The following is a 15531-nucleotide window of genomic DNA, read 5'->3' on the forward strand; positions in this document are numbered from 1 at the left end:
GCGCCGCGAGGCGGCGCGAATGCGCCTCGGTCAGGCGTCGGCCGCGCCGGCGGCGGCGCCGAGCGCCGCGAGCGCGCGGTCGAGGGAGCCGCCGAGCGCCCAGCGCTCGGCGAGGGCGTCGAGCGTCGCGCGCTGCTCGGCGGTCGGAACGCGCAGCCGGGCATCCACCGGTGCGATCGGGAGGTCGCGCACCACCTCCACGACCTTCGGCGCCACGGCGAGGTAGTCCACAGCCGCGGCGAACCGTGCGCGCAGCGCCGGCTTCATCGCTGAGGCCGGGTCGACGGCGGCCGCCTCGATCCCGGTGAGGTCGCCGTACTCGGTGAGCAGCGTCATCGCGGTCTTCTCGCCGACGCCGGCCACTCCGGGCAGCCCGTCGGATGTGTCGCCGCGCAGCACAGCGAAGTCCGCATACTGGCGCGCGTGGATGCCGTACTTCGCCACGACGACCGCGTCGGTCAGCACCTCCAGGTTGCTCATCCCGCGTGCCGTGTAGACCACACGCACGTCGGCCTCGTCGTCCACCAGCTGGAACAGGTCCCGGTCGCCGGTCACCACGTCCACCGGCCCGGACGCACCGGTCGCGAGCGTGCCGATCACGTCGTCGGCCTCGGCCTCCGCCGCGCCCACGATCGGGATTCCGAGCGCGTCGAGCACCTCGCGGATGATCGGCACCTGCACCACCAGCTCGGCCGGAACCTCCTCGACGTCCACACCGCCCGGCACCTCCTGGGCGACGCGGTGTGCCTTGTAGCTCGGGATGAGGTCGACGCGCCAGCGCGGGCGCCAGTCGTCGTCCCAGCACGCGACGAGCGACTCCGGGCCGTACTCGCTCACCAGCTTCGCGATGATGTCGAGCAGCCCGCGCACCGCGTTGACGGGCGTGCCGTCCGGTGCGCGCACCGTGTCCGGCACGCCATAGAAGCCGCGGAAGTAGAGGGAGGCACTGTCGAGGAGCATCGTTCGCCCGGTCACAGCCCGATCATGCCATGCCGCTAAGGTGTGCGCATGGCCGCAACCGTCGTCGTCGAGCGCACCGACACCATCCACGCACCCCGCGAGACCCTGCTGCCGCTCATCGCGGAGCTGCCGAACTGGATCGAGTGGTCGCCGTGGGAGGGCACCGACCCGGCGATGAGCCGGGAGTACACCGGCGACCCCGGCGCGGTCGGCTCCACCTAAAGCTGGAACGGCAACCGCAAGGCCGGCGCCGGGAGCATGCGCATCGAGGAGGTCCAGAGCGACGGGGTGAGCATCGACCTGGTCTTCACGCGGCCGTTCCGCTCGCACAGCCTCATCCGCTTCTCGCTCGCGGAGGAGGGCGGAGGCACCCGCGTCAACTGGAGGATGGAGAGCCCCAAGACGTTCTTCAGCCGCTTCTTCAACCTCGACCGGCTGGTCGGCGGCGACTTCGAGAAGGGGCTGCGACAGCTGAGGCAGGTCGCGGAGGACCGGTAGCGCCCGGCGCTCAGTTCGCCAGGTACGTCCCGTGCCCCCGGCTCACCAGCTCGCCGTCGAACTCGAGCACTTCGCAGACGACTCCTCCGGCCTGGTTGCGGTAGCGGATGACGATCGTGCTCGCTCCCACGTAGTGCTCGAGCACCTCGAACCGGAGGTCGGGGAGGGCGGCCAGCCCCGCCGTCCAGTACACGCGCAGCGCGTCCTTGCCGTGCGCGACGCCCTCGCTGCCGGGCAGGAAGCGTTCCGCGAGCGGTGACGAGAACACGACGTCGTCGGTGTAGTGGGCGAGCAGGGCCTCCAGGTCGTGCGCGTTCCAGTCCGCGACCCACCGGTCGACGAAGCGGCGTGCGAAGTCTGCGCTGATCATCCCCACAGCATGGCATCGTGCGTTGCCGTCGCGCGCGGTCGGTAGCGTGGAGGCATGATCCTGCCTCCCCTGCTGGTGTCGGCCGTCGCGCTGGTGCGCGACCGACGGGTGCTGATGGTGACCGCGCGGGGACGGGACGTGCACTACATGCCGGGCGGCAAGATCGACGCGGGCGAGACGGCCGCGCAGGCCGCGGCGAGGGAGGCCCGCGAGGAGGTCTCGCTGGCCCTCGACCCCGCCGAGCTGGTCGAGTTGTTCGAGGTGCGGACGCAGGCGCACGGGGAGCCCGACGGCAGGATGGTGCACATGACCGTCTTCCGGGCGCAGACCGCCGCGGAGCCGGAGCCCTCCGCCGAGGTGGGCGCCATCCACTGGGTCACGACGGCGGATGCCGACCGTTGCCCGCCCGCCGGCCGCGCGGTCCTGGAACGCCTGGCGGCGCTCGACCTCATCGACTGACGGCCTCGACGATGCTCGCGCAGGCGTCGGACGGCCGACGCGTCGGATCGATCGCGCCGACGAGGGCGGCCGAGATGTCGGCGAGCTGCTCGACCTGCTCCGGGCGCAGTGCTCCGAGGATGCGCTCGCGGACGGTCTCGAGGTGTCCGGGTGCCGCCTCCGCGACGACGGCGGCGCCCGCCTCGGTGAGCACGGCGTTGGTGGCGCGGCCGTCCTCCTCGCAGGGCATCCGGCGCACGAGGTCGCGGGCTTCCAGCCGTGTGATCACGTGGCTCAACCGCGAGACGGAGGCGTTCGTCGCTGTCGCCAGCGCACTGAGCCGCATGCGGTGATTCGGCTCCTCGGCGAGCCGTGAGAGCACGAAGTACTCGTAGTGGGTCGACGCGGCGTCGCGTGCGAGCTGTCCGTCGAGCACGGGCGGCAGAAGCTGGGTGAGCGCGACGAGACCGAGCCAGGCGTCGCGTTCGCGGCCGGCGAGGTCGTCGTTCGTGCTCATGGAGATCATTCTAGCCGATTACTTGACGCTTCAACCAATCGGGGGTATCGTTTAGTTGAAGCGTCAACAAAAGCTGGCGCGGACCCCAGCATCCCGAGAAGGAGAACACGCTCATGACCACGGTCAGCATCATCGGAAACGGCAACATGGCGAAGGCGATCGGCGGAGTCGTCGCCGCGGGCGGCAGCACTGTCCAGTACCTCGGTCGCGAGGGCGGCACGGTGGACGGCTCCGTCGTCGTGGTCGCGGTGCCGTACCCCGAGGTGGACGCCGTGCTCGCGACTTACGGCGCCCAGCTCGCGGGCAAGACCGTCGTCGACATCACCAACCCGGTGGACTTCGCGACCTTCGACGGCCTGGCCGTTCCCTCCGACTCGTCGGCCGCCGCCGTGATCGCGGCCGCACTGCCGGAGTCGACCGTGCTCAAGGCCTTCAACACGACCTTCGCGGCGACGCTCGCCTCCGGAAAGGTCGGAGCGGAGACCACCACGGTGCTCATCGCCGGTGACGACGACGCGGCAAAGGCCGAGCTCGCCGGCCTGGTGCGGGCGGGCGGCCTGAACGCCGTGGATGCTGGCTCCCTCCGCCGCGCCCGCGAGCTCGAGGCCCTCGGCTTCCTGCAGATCTCGCTCGCCGCGGCGGAGCGCATCTCCTGGACCGCGGGCTTCGCGGTCGTCGCGTAACCTCCCTCCACAACCCGAGGTGCACGTCGTTGTCGCTTTTCGCACCGCGAAGCGACAACGACGTGCCCCTCGATACGCCTCCGGCGGCCGTTAGGGTGTGGATGTGAGTGACAGCGGGCGCGCGCCGGGCGTGCGGGAGGTCGCGGCGGCGGCCGGTGTGTCGCGTCAGACGGTCTCGCGTGTGCTCAACGACCATCCCAGCATCCGCCCGGAGACCCGCGAGCGCGTGCTGCGGGCGATGTCCGACCTCAGCTTCCGGCCGAACCGCGCCGCCCGCATGCTCACCACCGCCCGCTCGCGCACCATCGGCGTGCTCGCGGCCTCGGCGTCGTCGCTCTTCGGTCCGGCCTCCAGCATCGATGCGGTCGAACAGGCGGGGCGGGAGGCCGGCTATTTCGTGACCGTCGCCCACGCGGCGTCCCTCGACCGCGCAGAGCTGGTCGCCGCCATCGATCACCTCAGTGCGCAGTCCGTGGAGGGCGTAGTCGTCATCGCCCCGCAGCGCGCCGTTCAGGAGGCCATGGCCGCGCTCTCGCTGTCCGTTCCCTCTGTGACCCTGCACGGCGCGGGTGTCGCCGGCGACGAGGGCGTCTTCGTGGACCAGTTCGAGGGCGCCCGCTTGGCCACCCGGCACCTGATCGAGCGCGGGCACACGCGCATCGCCCACCTGAGCGGCCCTGCGGACTGGTCGGAGGCGCGCGCTCGCCGCGACGGTTTCGTCGCCGAGCTCTCCGCCGCCGGGCTGGAGCCGGTCGTCTCGCGCGAGGGCGACTGGACGGCTGCGTCCGGCGCCGCCATCGGTGCCGAGCTGCTCTCGGGCGAGGAGGCGCCCAGCGCGATCTTCTCGTCGAACGATCAGATGGCGCTCGGCGTGCTGCACGCGACCCGGCTGCTCGGGCTGCGCGTGCCGGACGACCTGGCGCTCGTCGGCTTCGACGACATCCCGGAGGCCGCCTTCTTCTCGCCGCCGCTGACGACCGTGCGGCAGGACTTCCCGGAACTCGGCCGCCGTTGCATCGCTCGGCTCGTCGCGCTGATCGAAGGTCGCGAGCTCGTGTTCCGCGCGCCCGTCGCGCCGGTGCTCGTCGTCCGCGACTCCGCCTAGCGACCGCGCGGGGTGCCCGATGGGCGGGCTTGCATGTATGCTCTACGCAAGAATGTGACCGGTCACAACGAAGTGGAAGAACCATGGCAGCAGACCCCGCGGCCACCGCGACCAGCGCCGCAGACGCCGGCGCCGCCCTCCGCTCCGGCCGCACGGCGCTCGGCATCGAGCTGGGCTCCACCCGCATCAAGGCCTGCCTGGTCGACGTCGACGATCCTGCGACGCTGCTCGCCGTCGGCTCCCACCACTGGGAGAACGAGTTCGTCGACCGGAGCTGGACCTACTCCCTCGACGCGGTCTGGTCCGGTGTGCAAGCCGCCTACGCCGACCTCCTCGCCGACGCCGAGGGCCGGCACGGCACCCGTCCGCAGAGCTTCGCTGCGATCGGCGTCTCCGCGATGATGCACGGCTACCTCGCGCTCGACGCCGACGGCGAACCGCTCGTGCCGTTCCGCACCTGGCGCAACACGACGACCGGCGCAGCGAGCGCCGAGCTGACGGAGCTGTTCGGCGTCAACATCCCGCTGCGCTGGTCGATCGCTCACCTCCACCAGGCGGTCCTCGACGGCGAGGCGCACCTCTCCCGGCTCGACTCGATCACCACGCTCGCCGGATACGTTCACCGGAGGCTCACCGGCCGCCACGTGCTCGGGGTGGGCGATGCGTCGGGGATGTTCCCGATCGACCAGGCGACCGCCACCTACGACGCCGACCTCGTCGCCCGCTACGACGCCCTCGCGGCCTCCCGCACCGCGATCCCTCCGCTCGCCCACCTCCTCCCGGAGGTGCTCGTCGCCGGTCGCCCGGCGGGCGAGCTCACCGCAGAGGGAGCCGCGCTGCTCGACCCGACGGGGGCGCTCCGACCCGGCGTGCCGCTCTGCCCTCCGGAGGGCGACGCGGGCACGGGCATGGTCGCGACGAACTCGGTCGCGCCGCGCACCGGCAACGTCAGCGCGGGCACTAGCATCTTCGCCATGGTCGTGCTGGAGCGACCGCTGGAACACGTGCATCACGAGCTCGACCTGGTCACCACGCCGGCCGGCGACCCGGTCGCGATGGTGCACTGCAACAACGGCGCGAGCGAGCTCTCGGCCTGGGTGTCGCTGTTCGGGAGGTTCGCCGAGGCCGCGGGATCGCCGATCGCTCCCGATGCGATCTTCGACACGCTGCTCCGTGAGGCGCTCGCCGGGGAGGCCGACGCGGGAGGGCTTCTCGCCTACAACTACCTCGCCGGGGAGCCGATCACGGGTCTCGACGAGGGGCGCCCGCTGGTCGTCCGCACCCCGGACAGTCGCCTGACCCTCGGCAACTTCGTCCGTGCCCAGCTCTACGGCGTGTTCGGCACGCTGGCGCTCGGGATGCGCGTGCTCGCCGGGGAGGGCGTGGCGCTCGACCGGATGTTCGCGCACGGCGGCCTGTTCCGCACCGCGGGGGTCGCCCAGCGCTTCCTGGCCGGAGCGCTGGATGCCCCGGTCTCGGTCGCGCAGACCGCGTCGGAGGGCGGAGCCTGGGGCATCGCGGTGCTCGCGGCGTACCTGGACCACGTGGCCGACGACCGCGGTGACGGCGCAGGCGACGGCCTGGGCGCCTACCTCCACCGCGACGTCTTCGGCGGCTTCGTCTTCGAGACCTCCGAGCCGCATCCCGACGACGTCGCCGGCTTCGCCGCCCACCTCGACCGCTACCGCGACGGTCTGGACGCCGAGCGCGCCGCCGTCGCCTCGATCGCCCTGAACGGAGCCGCCCGATGACCACCGACCTCGAGACCCCCGCGGTCCGCCGCGTCCGCGAGCAGGTGGCCGCGCTGCACGCCGAGCTCGTGCGCTACGGCCTCGTCGTCTGGACCGGCGGCAATGTGTCCGGACGTGTTCCCGGCGAGGACCTGTTCGTCATCAAGCCGAGCGGCGTCGACTACGACGACCTCGCACCGGAGAACATGATCCTCTGCACACTCGACGGCGACGTCGTCCCCGGCTCGCTCGGTTCCGAGCGCTCGCCCTCCAGCGACACCGCCGCGCACGCCTACGTCTACCGCAGCCTCCCGGAGGTCGGCGGCGTCGTGCACACCCACTCCACCTATGCGACGGCGTGGGCGGCCCGTGCCGAGCCCATCCCGTGCGTCATCACCGCGATGGCCGACGAGTTCGGCGGCGAGATCCCGGTCGGCCCGTTCGCGATCATCGGTGACGACTCCATCGGCCGCGGCATCGTCCAGACGCTGAACGGCCACCGCAGCCGCGCGGTGCTGATGCAGAACCACGGGGTCTTCACCATCGGTCGCGACGCCCGCGACGCGGTCAAGGCCGCGGTGATGGCGGAGGACGTGGCTCGCACCGTGCACGTCGCCCGGCAGGGCGGCCCGCTGGTCCCGATTCCGCCGGAGGCCGTCGACCGCCTCTTCGACCGCTACCAGAACGTCTACGGACAGAACCCGGAAGGATCCCTCGCCTGATGCCGAAGCTCACCGCCTCCCCGAACTCGAACGGGCTCGACGGCTACGAGGTCTGGTTCCTCACCGGAAGCCAGCACCTCTACGGCCCGGAGACGCTCGCCCAGGTCGCCGAGCAGTCGCGCGCGATCGCCGACCGGCTCGCCGCATCGGCCGACGTGCCGGTGCGTGTGGTCTGGAAGCCCGTCCTCACCGACTCCGACGCGATCCGACGCACGGCGCTGGAGGCCAACGCCGACGACGCCGTCATCGGTCTGGTCGCGTGGATGCACACGTTCAGCCCCGCCAAGATGTGGATCGCCGGCCTCGACGCCCTGCAGAAGCCGCTGCTGCACTTCCACACGCAGGCGAACGTCGAGCTGCCGTGGGGCGAGATCGACTTCGACTTCATGAACCTCAACCAGGCCGCGCACGGCGACCGCGAGTTCGGCTACATCCAGACGCGCCTCGGGGTGCCGCGCACGACCGTCGTCGGGCACGTCAGCAGCCCGGCCGTCACCGAGCGCATCGGCACCTGGACGCGCGCCGCCGCGGGCTGGGCGGCGACGCGCTCGCTCAAGCTTGCGCGCTTCGGCGACAACATGCGGTTCGTCGCCGTCACGGAGGGCGACAAGACCGAGGCGGAGCTGCGGTTCGGCGTGCAGGTGAACACCTGGGGCGTCACCGAGCTGGCCGACGCCGTCGCCGCCGCCGCGGCGTCGGACGTGGACGCGCTCGTCGCCGAATACGAAGAGCTCTACGACGTCGTTCCCGAGCTGCGACGCGGGGGCGACCGTCACCAGTCGCTGCGCGACGGCGCCGCCATCGAGCTGGGGCTGCGCTCGTTCCTGGAGGAGGGCGGCTTCGGCGCCTTCACGACCAGCTTCGAAGACCTCGGCGCCCTGAAGCAGCTGCCCGGCCTCGCCGTGCAGCGCCTGATGGCCGAGGGCTACGGCTTCGGTGCGGAGGGCGACTGGAAGACCGCGATCCTGGTGCGCGCGGCGAACGTCATGGGAGCAGGCCTCCCGGGCGGCGCCTCGCTGATGGAGGACTACACCTACGACCTCACGCCGGGCGACGAGCGCATCCTCGGAGCGCACATGCTCGAGGTCGCGCCCTCGCTCACGTCGGCGAAGCCGAGCCTCGAGGTGCACCCGCTCGGCATCGGCGGCAAGGACGACCCGGTGCGCCTGGTCTTCACGGCGGACCCCGGCCCCGCGGTCGTGGTGGCGCTCTCGGACCTGCGCGACCGGTTCCGACTGGTCGCCAACGTCGTGGAGGTGGTCGAGCCGACCGCACCGCTGCCGAAGCTCCCCGTCGGTCGTGCCGTGTGGAAGCCGGCCCCCGACTTCACAACGTCGGCGACCGCGTGGCTGGAGGCCGGCGCCGCCCACCACACAGTGATGAGCACCGCCGTCGGCATCCAGGCGTTCGAGGACTACGCCAGGATGGGCCGCACCGAGCTGCTCGTCATCGACGAGCGCACGACGCTGCGTGCGTTCTCGCGCGAGCTCGACTGGAACGCCGCGTACCAGCGACTCGCCCGCGGCATCTAGCCGCCACGACTCCCGGCCGCCGGCATGTCATCGGCGTCGGCGGCCGGGTCCCAAGCGTCGTGTCTCCGGGCGGTACGGTCAGGAGACGCGCTCGACCGGAGCCTGCAGCTCGGTGATCCAGTCGGGCGCCGGGATGTGGCCGGTGGCCTGAACGTAGACCTCTCTGGTCGGGCCGACGATGCGGTAGCCGTCGGCGACCAGGCGTTCGGTGAGCGCCATCCAGGAGTCGCCGATGCCGGTCATGTCGCCGTGGTGCAGCAGGGTCGCGGCGAGCGGGACCTCCGGCAGCTCGACGATGTCGTAGCCGTCGCCGGGCTGTGCAGGCGAGTCCGCGGGGTACGAGATGTGCACCTCCAGCCGCTCGTCGTCGCGCGCCTCGTACCAGAAGACGGACGGCTCGAGGATCGGTCGCCCAGCGGTCGCCAGGGCCTGGTCGAGCGAGCCGATCAGGGGGCCGACCATCGGCCCGATGAACTCGTTGCCCATGCCGGGCGCCGTGCCGCTGACGGCGTAGACGGTGAGCGCCTCCAGTGGGCGGTATTCGACGGGTGTGGACATGATCTCTGTTCCTTCCAGGATGCGGAGACGCCGCTCGAGGCGGTCGAGCCGGTCGCGGTCGTCGGCGATCCCCGCCTCCAGCTCGACCCGGCGCTGCCGCAGTGCCGCCGTCAGGGCGGGCCGCAGGTCGGCCGAGGCGAGCACGGCGGCGATGGCGTCGAGCCCGATCCCGAGCTGGCGCAGCTCGACGATCAGCAGCAGGTGGGTCAGCTGCGCGTCTGCGTAGTAGCGGTACCCGCTGTAGTCGTCGACGCGCGCCGGCGGCAGCAGGCCGATCGCGTCGTAGTGCCGCAGCATCCTGACGCTGATCCGCCCGATCGCGGCGAACTCTCCGATGGTGTACATGACAGTGGCCACGCTCCAGCCTGACACGGTGTGAGGGTCAAGTCCCACCGCAGGCTGCGTCGATTCTCAGTGGACTCGGCTGCGGTTTCTGACCGATCATGGGCGTAATCGACGACGGATGATGGAGGGCGTGATGGGGATTGTCGCGGTGACGGGGGTCACGGGGGTGGTCGGGCGGCGCGTGGCGGACGCGCTGTCGTACGCGGGCGTTCCGTTCCGGATGCTGGCGCGCTCGCCGGAGCGGGCGCCACGGTATCCGAACACGGAGGTCGTCGCCTGCAGCTACGGCGACGCGGAGTCGGCGCGCGCGGCGCTGGAGGGCGTCGACACCCTGCTCATGGTGTCGGCGGCCGAGAACGCCGAGCGCCTGCGCGAGCACATCACGTTCGTGGATGCCGCCGCAGCCGCCGGTGTGAAGCACATCGTCTACACATCCTTCTTCGGCGCGGCTCCCGACGCGACGTTCACGCTGGCACGGGATCACTTCGCGACCGAGGAGCGGATCGCGGGCAGCGGGATGTCGTACACGTTCCTGCGCGACAACCTCTACCTCGACTTCGTCGAGTACATGGTCGGCGAAGACGGCGTGATCCGCGGGCCGGCCGACGCCGGTCGCGCCGCGATGGTCGCCAGAGCCGACGTCGCGCGGGTGGCAGCGATCGCCGTGCAGCATCCCGAGCAGCATCGCAACGTCGCGTACGACCTCACCGGGCCGGAGGAGCTGACGATGTCGGAGGTCGCCGAGAAGCTGACCGCCCACCTGGGCCGTGCGGTGTCGTTCCACGACGAGACGGTGGAGGAGGCGTACCGGTCGCGCGCGAAGTGGGACGCTCCGCAGTGGCAGTACGACGCCTGGGTGTCCACCTACACGGCGATCGCCGCCGGCGAGTTCGCGGGGGTCAGCGGCGACGTCGAACGCGTCACCGGTCGGCGCCCGCTCTCCCTCGACGAGTACCTCGCCGGCGAACGCTGATACCTGAGACCAGCGACGAAGGGCACGTCGTTGTCACTTTCCGCGGGGAGAAGCGACAACAACGTGCCCTTCGTGGGGTTGGGTTACTGCTGGTTGTCGTTGCCCTGGTCGTCGTAGCCCCAGTGACCGTGGGTCGGGATGATCTGCGTCACGGCTCCGGTGGTCGGGCTCAGCAGCACCTCGCGCTGCTGCGGGTGGCGCCAGTCGAACAGGCCGTTCAGCGAGCCGGCGCGCGCGTCGAACGACGAGTCGCCGATGCGGCCTGTGCGCCAGTTGTCCTCGATGAACTTCAGCGGGCTGGTCTGCTCGATCGCGGTGTGGTCCACCGTGTTCTGGGCGGCCCACGGCGAGACCACGAGGAACGGGAGGCGCTGGCTCGGGCCGCAGCGGTCGGCGTAGCCGCCGGCGATCGTCGTCTGCGCGGTGCAGACCGTCGAGTCGACGGCCGCGTCGTGCGAGCCGTTGGTCACGGTCGGCGCGACGTGGTCGTACCAGCCGTCCGAGTCGTCATACGTGATGACGACGGCGGTGCTCTTCCAGTCCTTCGACTTCTGGAGGGCGTTGATCTCGTTGACGATGAACTTCTGCTCGTCCAGCGGGTCGGAGTAGCCAGCGTGGCCGTCCTGGGCCTCCGGGGCCTTGAGGAACGAGACGGCGGGCAGGTTGTTCGCCGCCAGCGCCTTGTCGAACGAGGTCAGGTCGTACTGGTGGTTGGCCTGGTCGGTGTGGCCGATGGCCTTCGTCGACGTCGGCGGCAGGTGGTGCGGGTTCGACGTGGACTTGTAGTACGAGAACGGGTTGTGGTGCGGCGAGTAGTCCTTCGGCGTCGCGCCTCCCACGTTCGCGGTGGTCGCGTCGCACTTGGCGTAGGTTCCGGCCGTGCCGTTCCAGGCGGTGGTCGGCGTGAAGCCGCCCTGGAACCAACCCCAGGTGACGCCGCGCGCGTTGAGCAGATCGCCGACGTTCTTACCGGCCATGCCGACCAGCGCGGAGGTCGACGTGTGGTCGGCGTCCGAGCAGTCGTCGTACACCGGGTCGGGGTCGCCGATCACGGTGCCGACGCCCGCGGCGTTCGGCGACTGCACGGCGGTCGAGGTCGGGAGCACGGCACCCGTCGTCGGGTTGTAGGCGGTGCCGCCGTGGGTCTGGCCCGAGATGAGGTTGAGCGCGCCGGGGGTGGACGGGCCGAACCCGGTGTCCCACATGTTGTCGCTCATCGAGTAGTTCTGCGCGTAGTTCCAGAGCCCGGTGACGGTGTTGCCGTCGTAGTAGTCCATGACGAGACCCGGCTGGCCGAAGTTGCCGGTGCAGGTGTCGGTCTCGGTCTTCTGGACGAACAGGTCCATCTTGCCGCCGTCGACGGCCGCCTGCTCAGCCGCGTAGCTGTGGTTCTGGTCGCAGGTGAGCGCCTGCGCCGGAGTCAGTCTGGTCGGCTTGTAGAGGTTGGGGTTGTTGGTGAGCGTCCCGCTGGTGACGAGGGTGTTCGTCTTCGGGGTGTTCGGGGCGGCATGGAACGCTGTGCCGTCTGTGTTCGTCGCGTTCGGGTAGGTGCCGAAGTAGTGGTCGAAGGAGATGTTCTCGTCGAAGATCACGACGAGGTGCTTGATCGGGGTCTGGGTCTGGTGCGAGTGGTCGGGCTCTCCGTGACCGGGGAACGCCGACGCGGGAGCGACGGCGAGCACACCGGCCGCCGTGAGGGTTGCGGCGCCGAGCAGCGCAAGGCCGGCCGAGGCGACCGGGTGGCGGCGCAGACCAGTGAGTCTGGACATCCTGCTTCCTTCTGTTCGAGTGGGTGTTACGGGACCTCCGGCTCACGCGAGCATGCTGCGCCCGAGCCAGTCGGAGGAGTCGCGCGCTCCGGGGAGCGCGAAGTAGTAGCCGCCGCCGAACGGCTGGATGTAGTCGGTCAGCGGCTCGCCGGCCAGACGTTTCTGCACGGCGACGAACTGACGGTCGAGGTCCTGGTTGAAGGCGACGAAGACGAGGCCCATGTCGAGGGTCCCGTTGGCGTCGACGCCGCCGTCGTAGTTGTAGGCGCGGCGCAGCATCCGCTGGTCGGCCGAGGCCTTCGTACGCGGGTTGGCGAGCCGGATGTGCGCGTCGAGCTGGATGACGTCGCCGGTGGGGTCGTTCTCGAAATGCGGGTCGTCGTGCTCGGCCGAGGCCGTGAGCGGCGCTCCGGTGTCGCGGCGGCGTCCGATCATGTTCTCCTGCTCGTGCAGGTTGACCCGGTCCCAGAACTCCACGAGCATCCGGATGACGCGGACGACGTGGTAGCTGCCGCCGGTCACCCAGGCGGGCTCGCCCGATCCGCCGGCCGCCCACACGAGCTGCTTCATGAGGGCGGTGTCGCCCGTGTCGGGATTGCTGGTGCCGTCTTTGAATCCCATCAGGTTGCGCGGGGTGCCGCTGGGTCGCGGTGGAGAGACGAAGCCGTCCTGCCGCCAGCGCACGCCCATCCCGCCGCGGGTGGCCCGGGCGATCTCGCGGACGGCGTGGGTGACGGCGTCGCGGTCGTCGGCGCAGACTTGCAGCAGGAGATCGCCGTCGCAGACGTCTCGGCGCAGTGTGTCGTCGGGGAACTCGTCCATCGTCCGCAGCTTCGCCGGCTTGGCGGAGGCCAGGCCGTACCGGTCGTCGAAGAGGGAGGCGCCGACGGAGAGCGTGACGGTGAGACCGTCGGGGACCACCGTGGGGCCGAGGACGCCGGAGTCGCGCGGGGGAGCGGTCAGTCCGGGGTCGGGGGGTGTGCCTCCCGTGGTCAGGAAGCGCGCACGCTCGGTGATCGTGCGCAGCAGGTCGGCGAGCTCGGCGCGGGAGGTCGCGGTGACGTCGAGGGCGACGAACGCGGCCGACCGCTGCGCGGGGGTGAGGATTCCCTGCTGGTGTTCGCCGTGGAACGGGAGCGTGGTGGCGTGGGGAGCGACCGCTGCTGCAGCGCCGTGTGCGCTCGCCAGACCTGCGCCCAGGCCGCCCGCAGCGGCAACGCCGGCCGCCACTCCCGCGCCGGCGTGCAGGAAGTCCCGTCGTCCGATGCCCGTCACGGCTCCCTCCTCGGGTCGCAGATGGCCGCTACGGGAGCGAGCAGCTCGGCGGTCTCGCTCAGCGCGGCGTCCACCCGCTCGCGCTGGGTGGTCGTCAGGGCGGAGAGGCGCGTCCACGTGCCGTCCGCTCCGCGGAAGCTCTCGACGAGCGTCTGGGTGGTCGTGATCGACTGCTGGGTGGCTGAGAGGTCGGGGTAGCGGGAGGCGAGGATGGCGTGCAGCGGGGCCAGCGCCTGGCCGGCACCGGAGAGGTTCGCGTCGATCGTGGCGAGCTCGGTGCCCGATCCCGCGTCGGCCGCACCGGCGAGCACGTCGCGGAGGGCGTCCTCCACGATCTCGTGCGCGCGGAGCCCCATGTCGCCGGGGTTGATCTGGGCGGAGGGGAAGGCCGCGATCAGCGCGTCGATGTCGGCGACGAGCGTCTGCGCCGGGCCGACGACGGCGGAGGCCGGCGCGCCGGTGTAGAGCGGGGCCTCCACGGCGTGGAAGCCCGTCAGGCCGTGGCCGGGGAGACCGTCGATCGCGTCGCCGATGTCGCCGAACGCGCCGTAGGCGGCGCCGAGCGTCTCATAGCTGGTGTGGGCGGTGAGCCAGTCGCGGCGTGCGGCCGCTAAGTCGCCCTCCTCGGCGTCGGCCGCGACGGCGGCGGCCTGCTGGCGCAGGGCGGGCAGGCGCGACGCGACCCAGGCGCCATAGGCCTGGGCTGCGGGAATGAGATCGGCCCGCGTCACCGGCACGATGCCGGGAGTGAGTGCAGAGCCCTTCGGCGCAGGGCCCACCGCGACGGTCGGCCCGCGCACCGGATCGGCGTCGGCGGGCAGGCAGATGAATCGGTAGCGTCCGGAGCCGAGCGTGACACGCGCGTGGGCGTGCGCGCCGGCGCCGATGCTCTCCAGGTCGAGGTAGACCTTCTGCGTGTCGACGGCCTGCAGGTACACCTCGATGCCGCCGACGGTGGTGTTGCCGACGTCGAAGGCGGCCGTGCCTCCTGCCGCCTTCCCTCCAGCGCCCCACCCGTCGCCGCAGTCGTCGAGGCCGGCCGTGACCGCGATCTCGGACGATGGCGCCGCGCTGACCGCGGCCGGCCGGGTGGCCACGGCGAGCACGATCACGACGGCGACCACCGCGGCCAGTACGCCGAAGAGCGCCGTGAGTCGGGCGCGCGTTGACATCGGCGGTGCCTCCTGGTCGTGGACAGGAGCGAGCCTAGGAGCGGCCTGTGCGTTCCTGAACGGGGCTTCACCCGCTGTTCATCAGACGGTCACGGCAACAGCCCCGAACGGGGGTGGACCGCTTGGAGAGCCCTGCGAAACGCGCGGCGGACGACTGAGAATGCCCACAGATTGGGGGTCCCGTGTACACCTCTCCTTCATCTTCCGGACGCTCCTGCGTCATCCGTGCCTTCCACCTTGTTCTCGACGGTCGCCCCGAGACGCACACCAGAGCGCCACGACCGTCCCCTCCCGAAGGCTGCCCATGTCCGCGACGCCGCGCATCGTGTTCTCGATGTTCCGTTCCAGTTCCGACCCCATGTTCTTGGCGTGGGCGCGGTTCCTCCAGGCCGTGGAGGCCGGCGCCCGTCGCACGGCCTCCGTCGCCGCCGTGACGGTCGCGCCCGGCGCGCCGTCGCGCCCGCTCGAGCAGGTGCGTCGCGCGCAGCCGGTGGTGCGTGCCGTTCCCGCCACCGCGCCGTGCGGAGTGTGGCGGGTGCTCGCCCCCAACAATCGCGAGCTCGGCCGCAGCGCTCGCGCCTATACGTCGTTCGCGAGCGCGCGGGCGCATGTCACGGCGCTCCGCGCGTCCGTCGATGAGCTGGGCATCGTCGCTGTCAACGGCGAGCGGGCCGGGATGAGCGGCTGGTACGTGACCCGCAAGGGCCTTCCGGTGATCACCTGCGGACGCTGGTACGGTGCCGCCGCCTCCGGCGCGACCGCGGCGCTCGCCGCGCTCGACGCCTTGGCCGTCGCCGTCGTCGAGGACAGCCCGCGCCGTCTCGAACCGCCGCGTCGCGCCGGAGTGGCGTCGGACGACGTCGTGTGGTGATGCGGTCGGTCTC

17 protein-coding genes are annotated in these 15531 nt (G+C 71.4%); 10 read left to right on the top strand and 7 right to left on the bottom strand.

Translation table 11 applies throughout. The features are described 5' to 3' along the window. Positions 1-30 precede the first annotated feature (30 nt). Positions 31-960 (bottom strand): 5'-3' exonuclease, encoded by a 930-nt coding sequence (locus tag JNB50_RS04205; protein ID WP_208039169.1) that lies wholly within the window; start codon positions 958-960, stop codon positions 31-33. A gap of 48 nt (positions 961-1008) precedes the next feature. Here JNB50_RS04205 and JNB50_RS24915 point away from each other — a divergent pair, with 48 nt between their 5' ends. Continuing rightward, entirely contained in the window at positions 1009-1182 is a 174-nt protein-coding gene (locus tag JNB50_RS24915) for a hypothetical protein (protein WP_243767951.1), read from the top strand. Between the two features lie 36 nt (positions 1183-1218). Beyond that, positions 1219-1458 (top strand): SRPBCC family protein, encoded by a 240-nt coding sequence (locus tag JNB50_RS24920; RefSeq protein ID WP_243767952.1) that lies wholly within the window; start codon positions 1219-1221, stop codon positions 1456-1458. 10 nt (positions 1459-1468) lie between these two features. Here JNB50_RS24920 and JNB50_RS04215 read toward each other — a convergent pair whose 3' ends face one another. Continuing rightward, complete coding sequence (locus tag JNB50_RS04215; RefSeq protein ID WP_208038832.1) at positions 1469-1828, bottom strand: nuclear transport factor 2 family protein; 360 nt, start codon at positions 1826-1828, stop codon at positions 1469-1471. A 54-nt stretch (positions 1829-1882) separates the two neighbouring features. On the opposite strand from JNB50_RS04215, the gene JNB50_RS04220 reads away from it, so the two are divergent. Then, positions 1883-2287 (top strand): NUDIX domain-containing protein, encoded by a 405-nt coding sequence (locus tag JNB50_RS04220; RefSeq protein ID WP_208038833.1) that lies wholly within the window; start codon positions 1883-1885, stop codon positions 2285-2287. Here the strand turns inward: JNB50_RS04220 and JNB50_RS04225 are convergent. Next, a complete protein-coding gene (locus JNB50_RS04225; RefSeq protein ID WP_208038834.1) occupies positions 2277-2783 on the bottom strand; it encodes a MarR family winged helix-turn-helix transcriptional regulator in 507 nt (168 codons plus the stop codon). The genes JNB50_RS04220 and JNB50_RS04225 overlap by 11 nt on opposite strands. 113 nt (positions 2784-2896) lie before the next feature. On the opposite strand from JNB50_RS04225, the gene JNB50_RS04230 reads away from it, so the two are divergent. From JNB50_RS04230 to araA, 5 genes are all read left to right on the top strand, one after another. Then, on the top strand, positions 2897-3466 hold the full coding sequence (locus JNB50_RS04230; protein WP_208038835.1) for an NADPH-dependent F420 reductase: 570 nt from the start codon (positions 2897-2899) through the stop codon (positions 3464-3466). Between the two features lie 103 nt (positions 3467-3569). After that, a complete protein-coding gene (locus JNB50_RS04235; protein WP_208038836.1) occupies positions 3570-4571 on the top strand; it encodes a LacI family DNA-binding transcriptional regulator in 1002 nt (333 codons plus the stop codon). 83 nt (positions 4572-4654) lie between these two features. Continuing rightward, entirely contained in the window at positions 4655-6322 is a 1668-nt protein-coding gene (locus tag JNB50_RS04240) for a xylulokinase (protein WP_208038837.1), read from the top strand. Next, positions 6319-7023, top strand: coding sequence for an L-ribulose-5-phosphate 4-epimerase (locus JNB50_RS04245; RefSeq protein WP_208038838.1), 705 nt, complete (start codon positions 6319-6321; stop codon positions 7021-7023). Before JNB50_RS04240 ends, JNB50_RS04245 begins: the two co-directional genes overlap by 4 nt. Then, the gene (araA, locus tag JNB50_RS04250) at positions 7023-8555 is read left to right on the top strand and encodes an L-arabinose isomerase (RefSeq protein ID WP_208038839.1); all 1533 of its coding nucleotides are present in this window, start codon (positions 7023-7025) and stop codon (positions 8553-8555) included. The genes JNB50_RS04245 and araA overlap by 1 nt, the downstream gene beginning before the upstream one ends. A 78-nt stretch (positions 8556-8633) precedes the next feature. Here the strand turns inward: araA and JNB50_RS04255 are convergent, their stop codons facing one another. Beyond that, positions 8634-9470 carry a MerR family transcriptional regulator gene (locus JNB50_RS04255; protein ID WP_307794592.1) on the bottom strand — a complete coding sequence of 279 codons (837 nt, stop codon included), beginning with the start codon at positions 9468-9470 and terminating at the stop codon, positions 8634-8636. A 121-nt stretch (positions 9471-9591) separates the two neighbouring features. On the opposite strand from JNB50_RS04255, the gene JNB50_RS04260 reads away from it, so the two are divergent. Continuing rightward, positions 9592-10431, top strand: a complete 840-nt coding sequence (locus JNB50_RS04260) for an NAD(P)H-binding protein (RefSeq protein WP_374222244.1) — start codon at positions 9592-9594, stop codon at positions 10429-10431. An 83-nt stretch (positions 10432-10514) separates the two neighbouring features. On the opposite strand, the gene JNB50_RS04265 is transcribed toward JNB50_RS04260, so the two are convergent. The 3 genes from JNB50_RS04265 to JNB50_RS04275 are packed head-to-tail and all read right to left on the bottom strand — an operon-like array spanning position 10515 to position 14647. Next, the gene (locus JNB50_RS04265; RefSeq protein ID WP_208038840.1) at positions 10515-12200 is read right to left on the bottom strand and encodes a phospholipase C; all 1686 of its coding nucleotides are present in this window, start codon (positions 12198-12200) and stop codon (positions 10515-10517) included. 42 nt (positions 12201-12242) lie between these two features. Continuing rightward, positions 12243-13475, bottom strand: a complete 1233-nt coding sequence (efeB, locus tag JNB50_RS04270) for an iron uptake transporter deferrochelatase/peroxidase subunit (RefSeq protein ID WP_208038841.1) — start codon at positions 13473-13475, stop codon at positions 12243-12245. After that, positions 13472-14647, bottom strand: coding sequence for an EfeM/EfeO family lipoprotein (locus JNB50_RS04275; protein ID WP_208038842.1), 1176 nt, complete (start codon positions 14645-14647; stop codon positions 13472-13474). Before JNB50_RS04275 ends, efeB begins: the two co-directional genes overlap by 4 nt. A gap of 304 nt (positions 14648-14951) precedes the next feature. Between JNB50_RS04275 and JNB50_RS04280 the strand changes: the two genes are divergently transcribed. Beyond that, complete coding sequence (locus JNB50_RS04280; protein ID WP_208038843.1) at positions 14952-15518, top strand: hypothetical protein; 567 nt, start codon at positions 14952-14954, stop codon at positions 15516-15518. Positions 15519-15531: the final 13 nt, after the last annotated feature.

The sequence above is a fragment of the Leifsonia sp. TF02-11 genome (assembly GCF_017565305.1).
GTDB lineage: Bacteria > Actinomycetota > Actinomycetes > Actinomycetales > Microbacteriaceae > Leifsonia.

Excerpts from the sequence above, each read along its gene's own strand:
- JNB50_RS04205 (WP_208039169.1), bottom strand. The coding sequence starts at position 960 with ATGCTCCTCGACAGTGCCTCCCTCTACTTCCGCGGCTTCTATGGCGTG.
- JNB50_RS24915 (WP_243767951.1), top strand. The coding sequence starts at position 1,009 with ATGGCCGCAACCGTCGTCGTCGAGCGCACCGACACCATCCACGCACCC.
- JNB50_RS24920 (WP_243767952.1), top strand. The coding sequence starts at position 1,219 with ATGCGCATCGAGGAGGTCCAGAGCGACGGGGTGAGCATCGACCTGGTC.
- JNB50_RS04215 (WP_208038832.1), bottom strand. The coding sequence starts at position 1,828 with ATGATCAGCGCAGACTTCGCACGCCGCTTCGTCGACCGGTGGGTCGCG.
- JNB50_RS04220 (WP_208038833.1), top strand. The coding sequence starts at position 1,883 with ATGATCCTGCCTCCCCTGCTGGTGTCGGCCGTCGCGCTGGTGCGCGAC.
- JNB50_RS04225 (WP_208038834.1), bottom strand. The coding sequence starts at position 2,783 with ATGAGCACGAACGACGACCTCGCCGGCCGCGAACGCGACGCCTGGCTC.
- JNB50_RS04230 (WP_208038835.1), top strand. The coding sequence starts at position 2,897 with ATGACCACGGTCAGCATCATCGGAAACGGCAACATGGCGAAGGCGATC.
- JNB50_RS04240 (WP_208038837.1), top strand. The coding sequence starts at position 4,655 with ATGGCAGCAGACCCCGCGGCCACCGCGACCAGCGCCGCAGACGCCGGC.
- JNB50_RS04245 (WP_208038838.1), top strand. The coding sequence starts at position 6,319 with ATGACCACCGACCTCGAGACCCCCGCGGTCCGCCGCGTCCGCGAGCAG.
- araA (WP_208038839.1), top strand. The coding sequence starts at position 7,023 with ATGCCGAAGCTCACCGCCTCCCCGAACTCGAACGGGCTCGACGGCTAC.
- JNB50_RS04260 (WP_374222244.1), top strand. The coding sequence starts at position 9,592 with ATGGGGATTGTCGCGGTGACGGGGGTCACGGGGGTGGTCGGGCGGCGC.
- JNB50_RS04265 (WP_208038840.1), bottom strand. The coding sequence starts at position 12,200 with ATGTCCAGACTCACTGGTCTGCGCCGCCACCCGGTCGCCTCGGCCGGC.
- JNB50_RS04275 (WP_208038842.1), bottom strand. The coding sequence starts at position 14,647 with ATGTCAACGCGCGCCCGACTCACGGCGCTCTTCGGCGTACTGGCCGCG.
- JNB50_RS04280 (WP_208038843.1), top strand. The coding sequence starts at position 14,952 with ATGTCCGCGACGCCGCGCATCGTGTTCTCGATGTTCCGTTCCAGTTCC.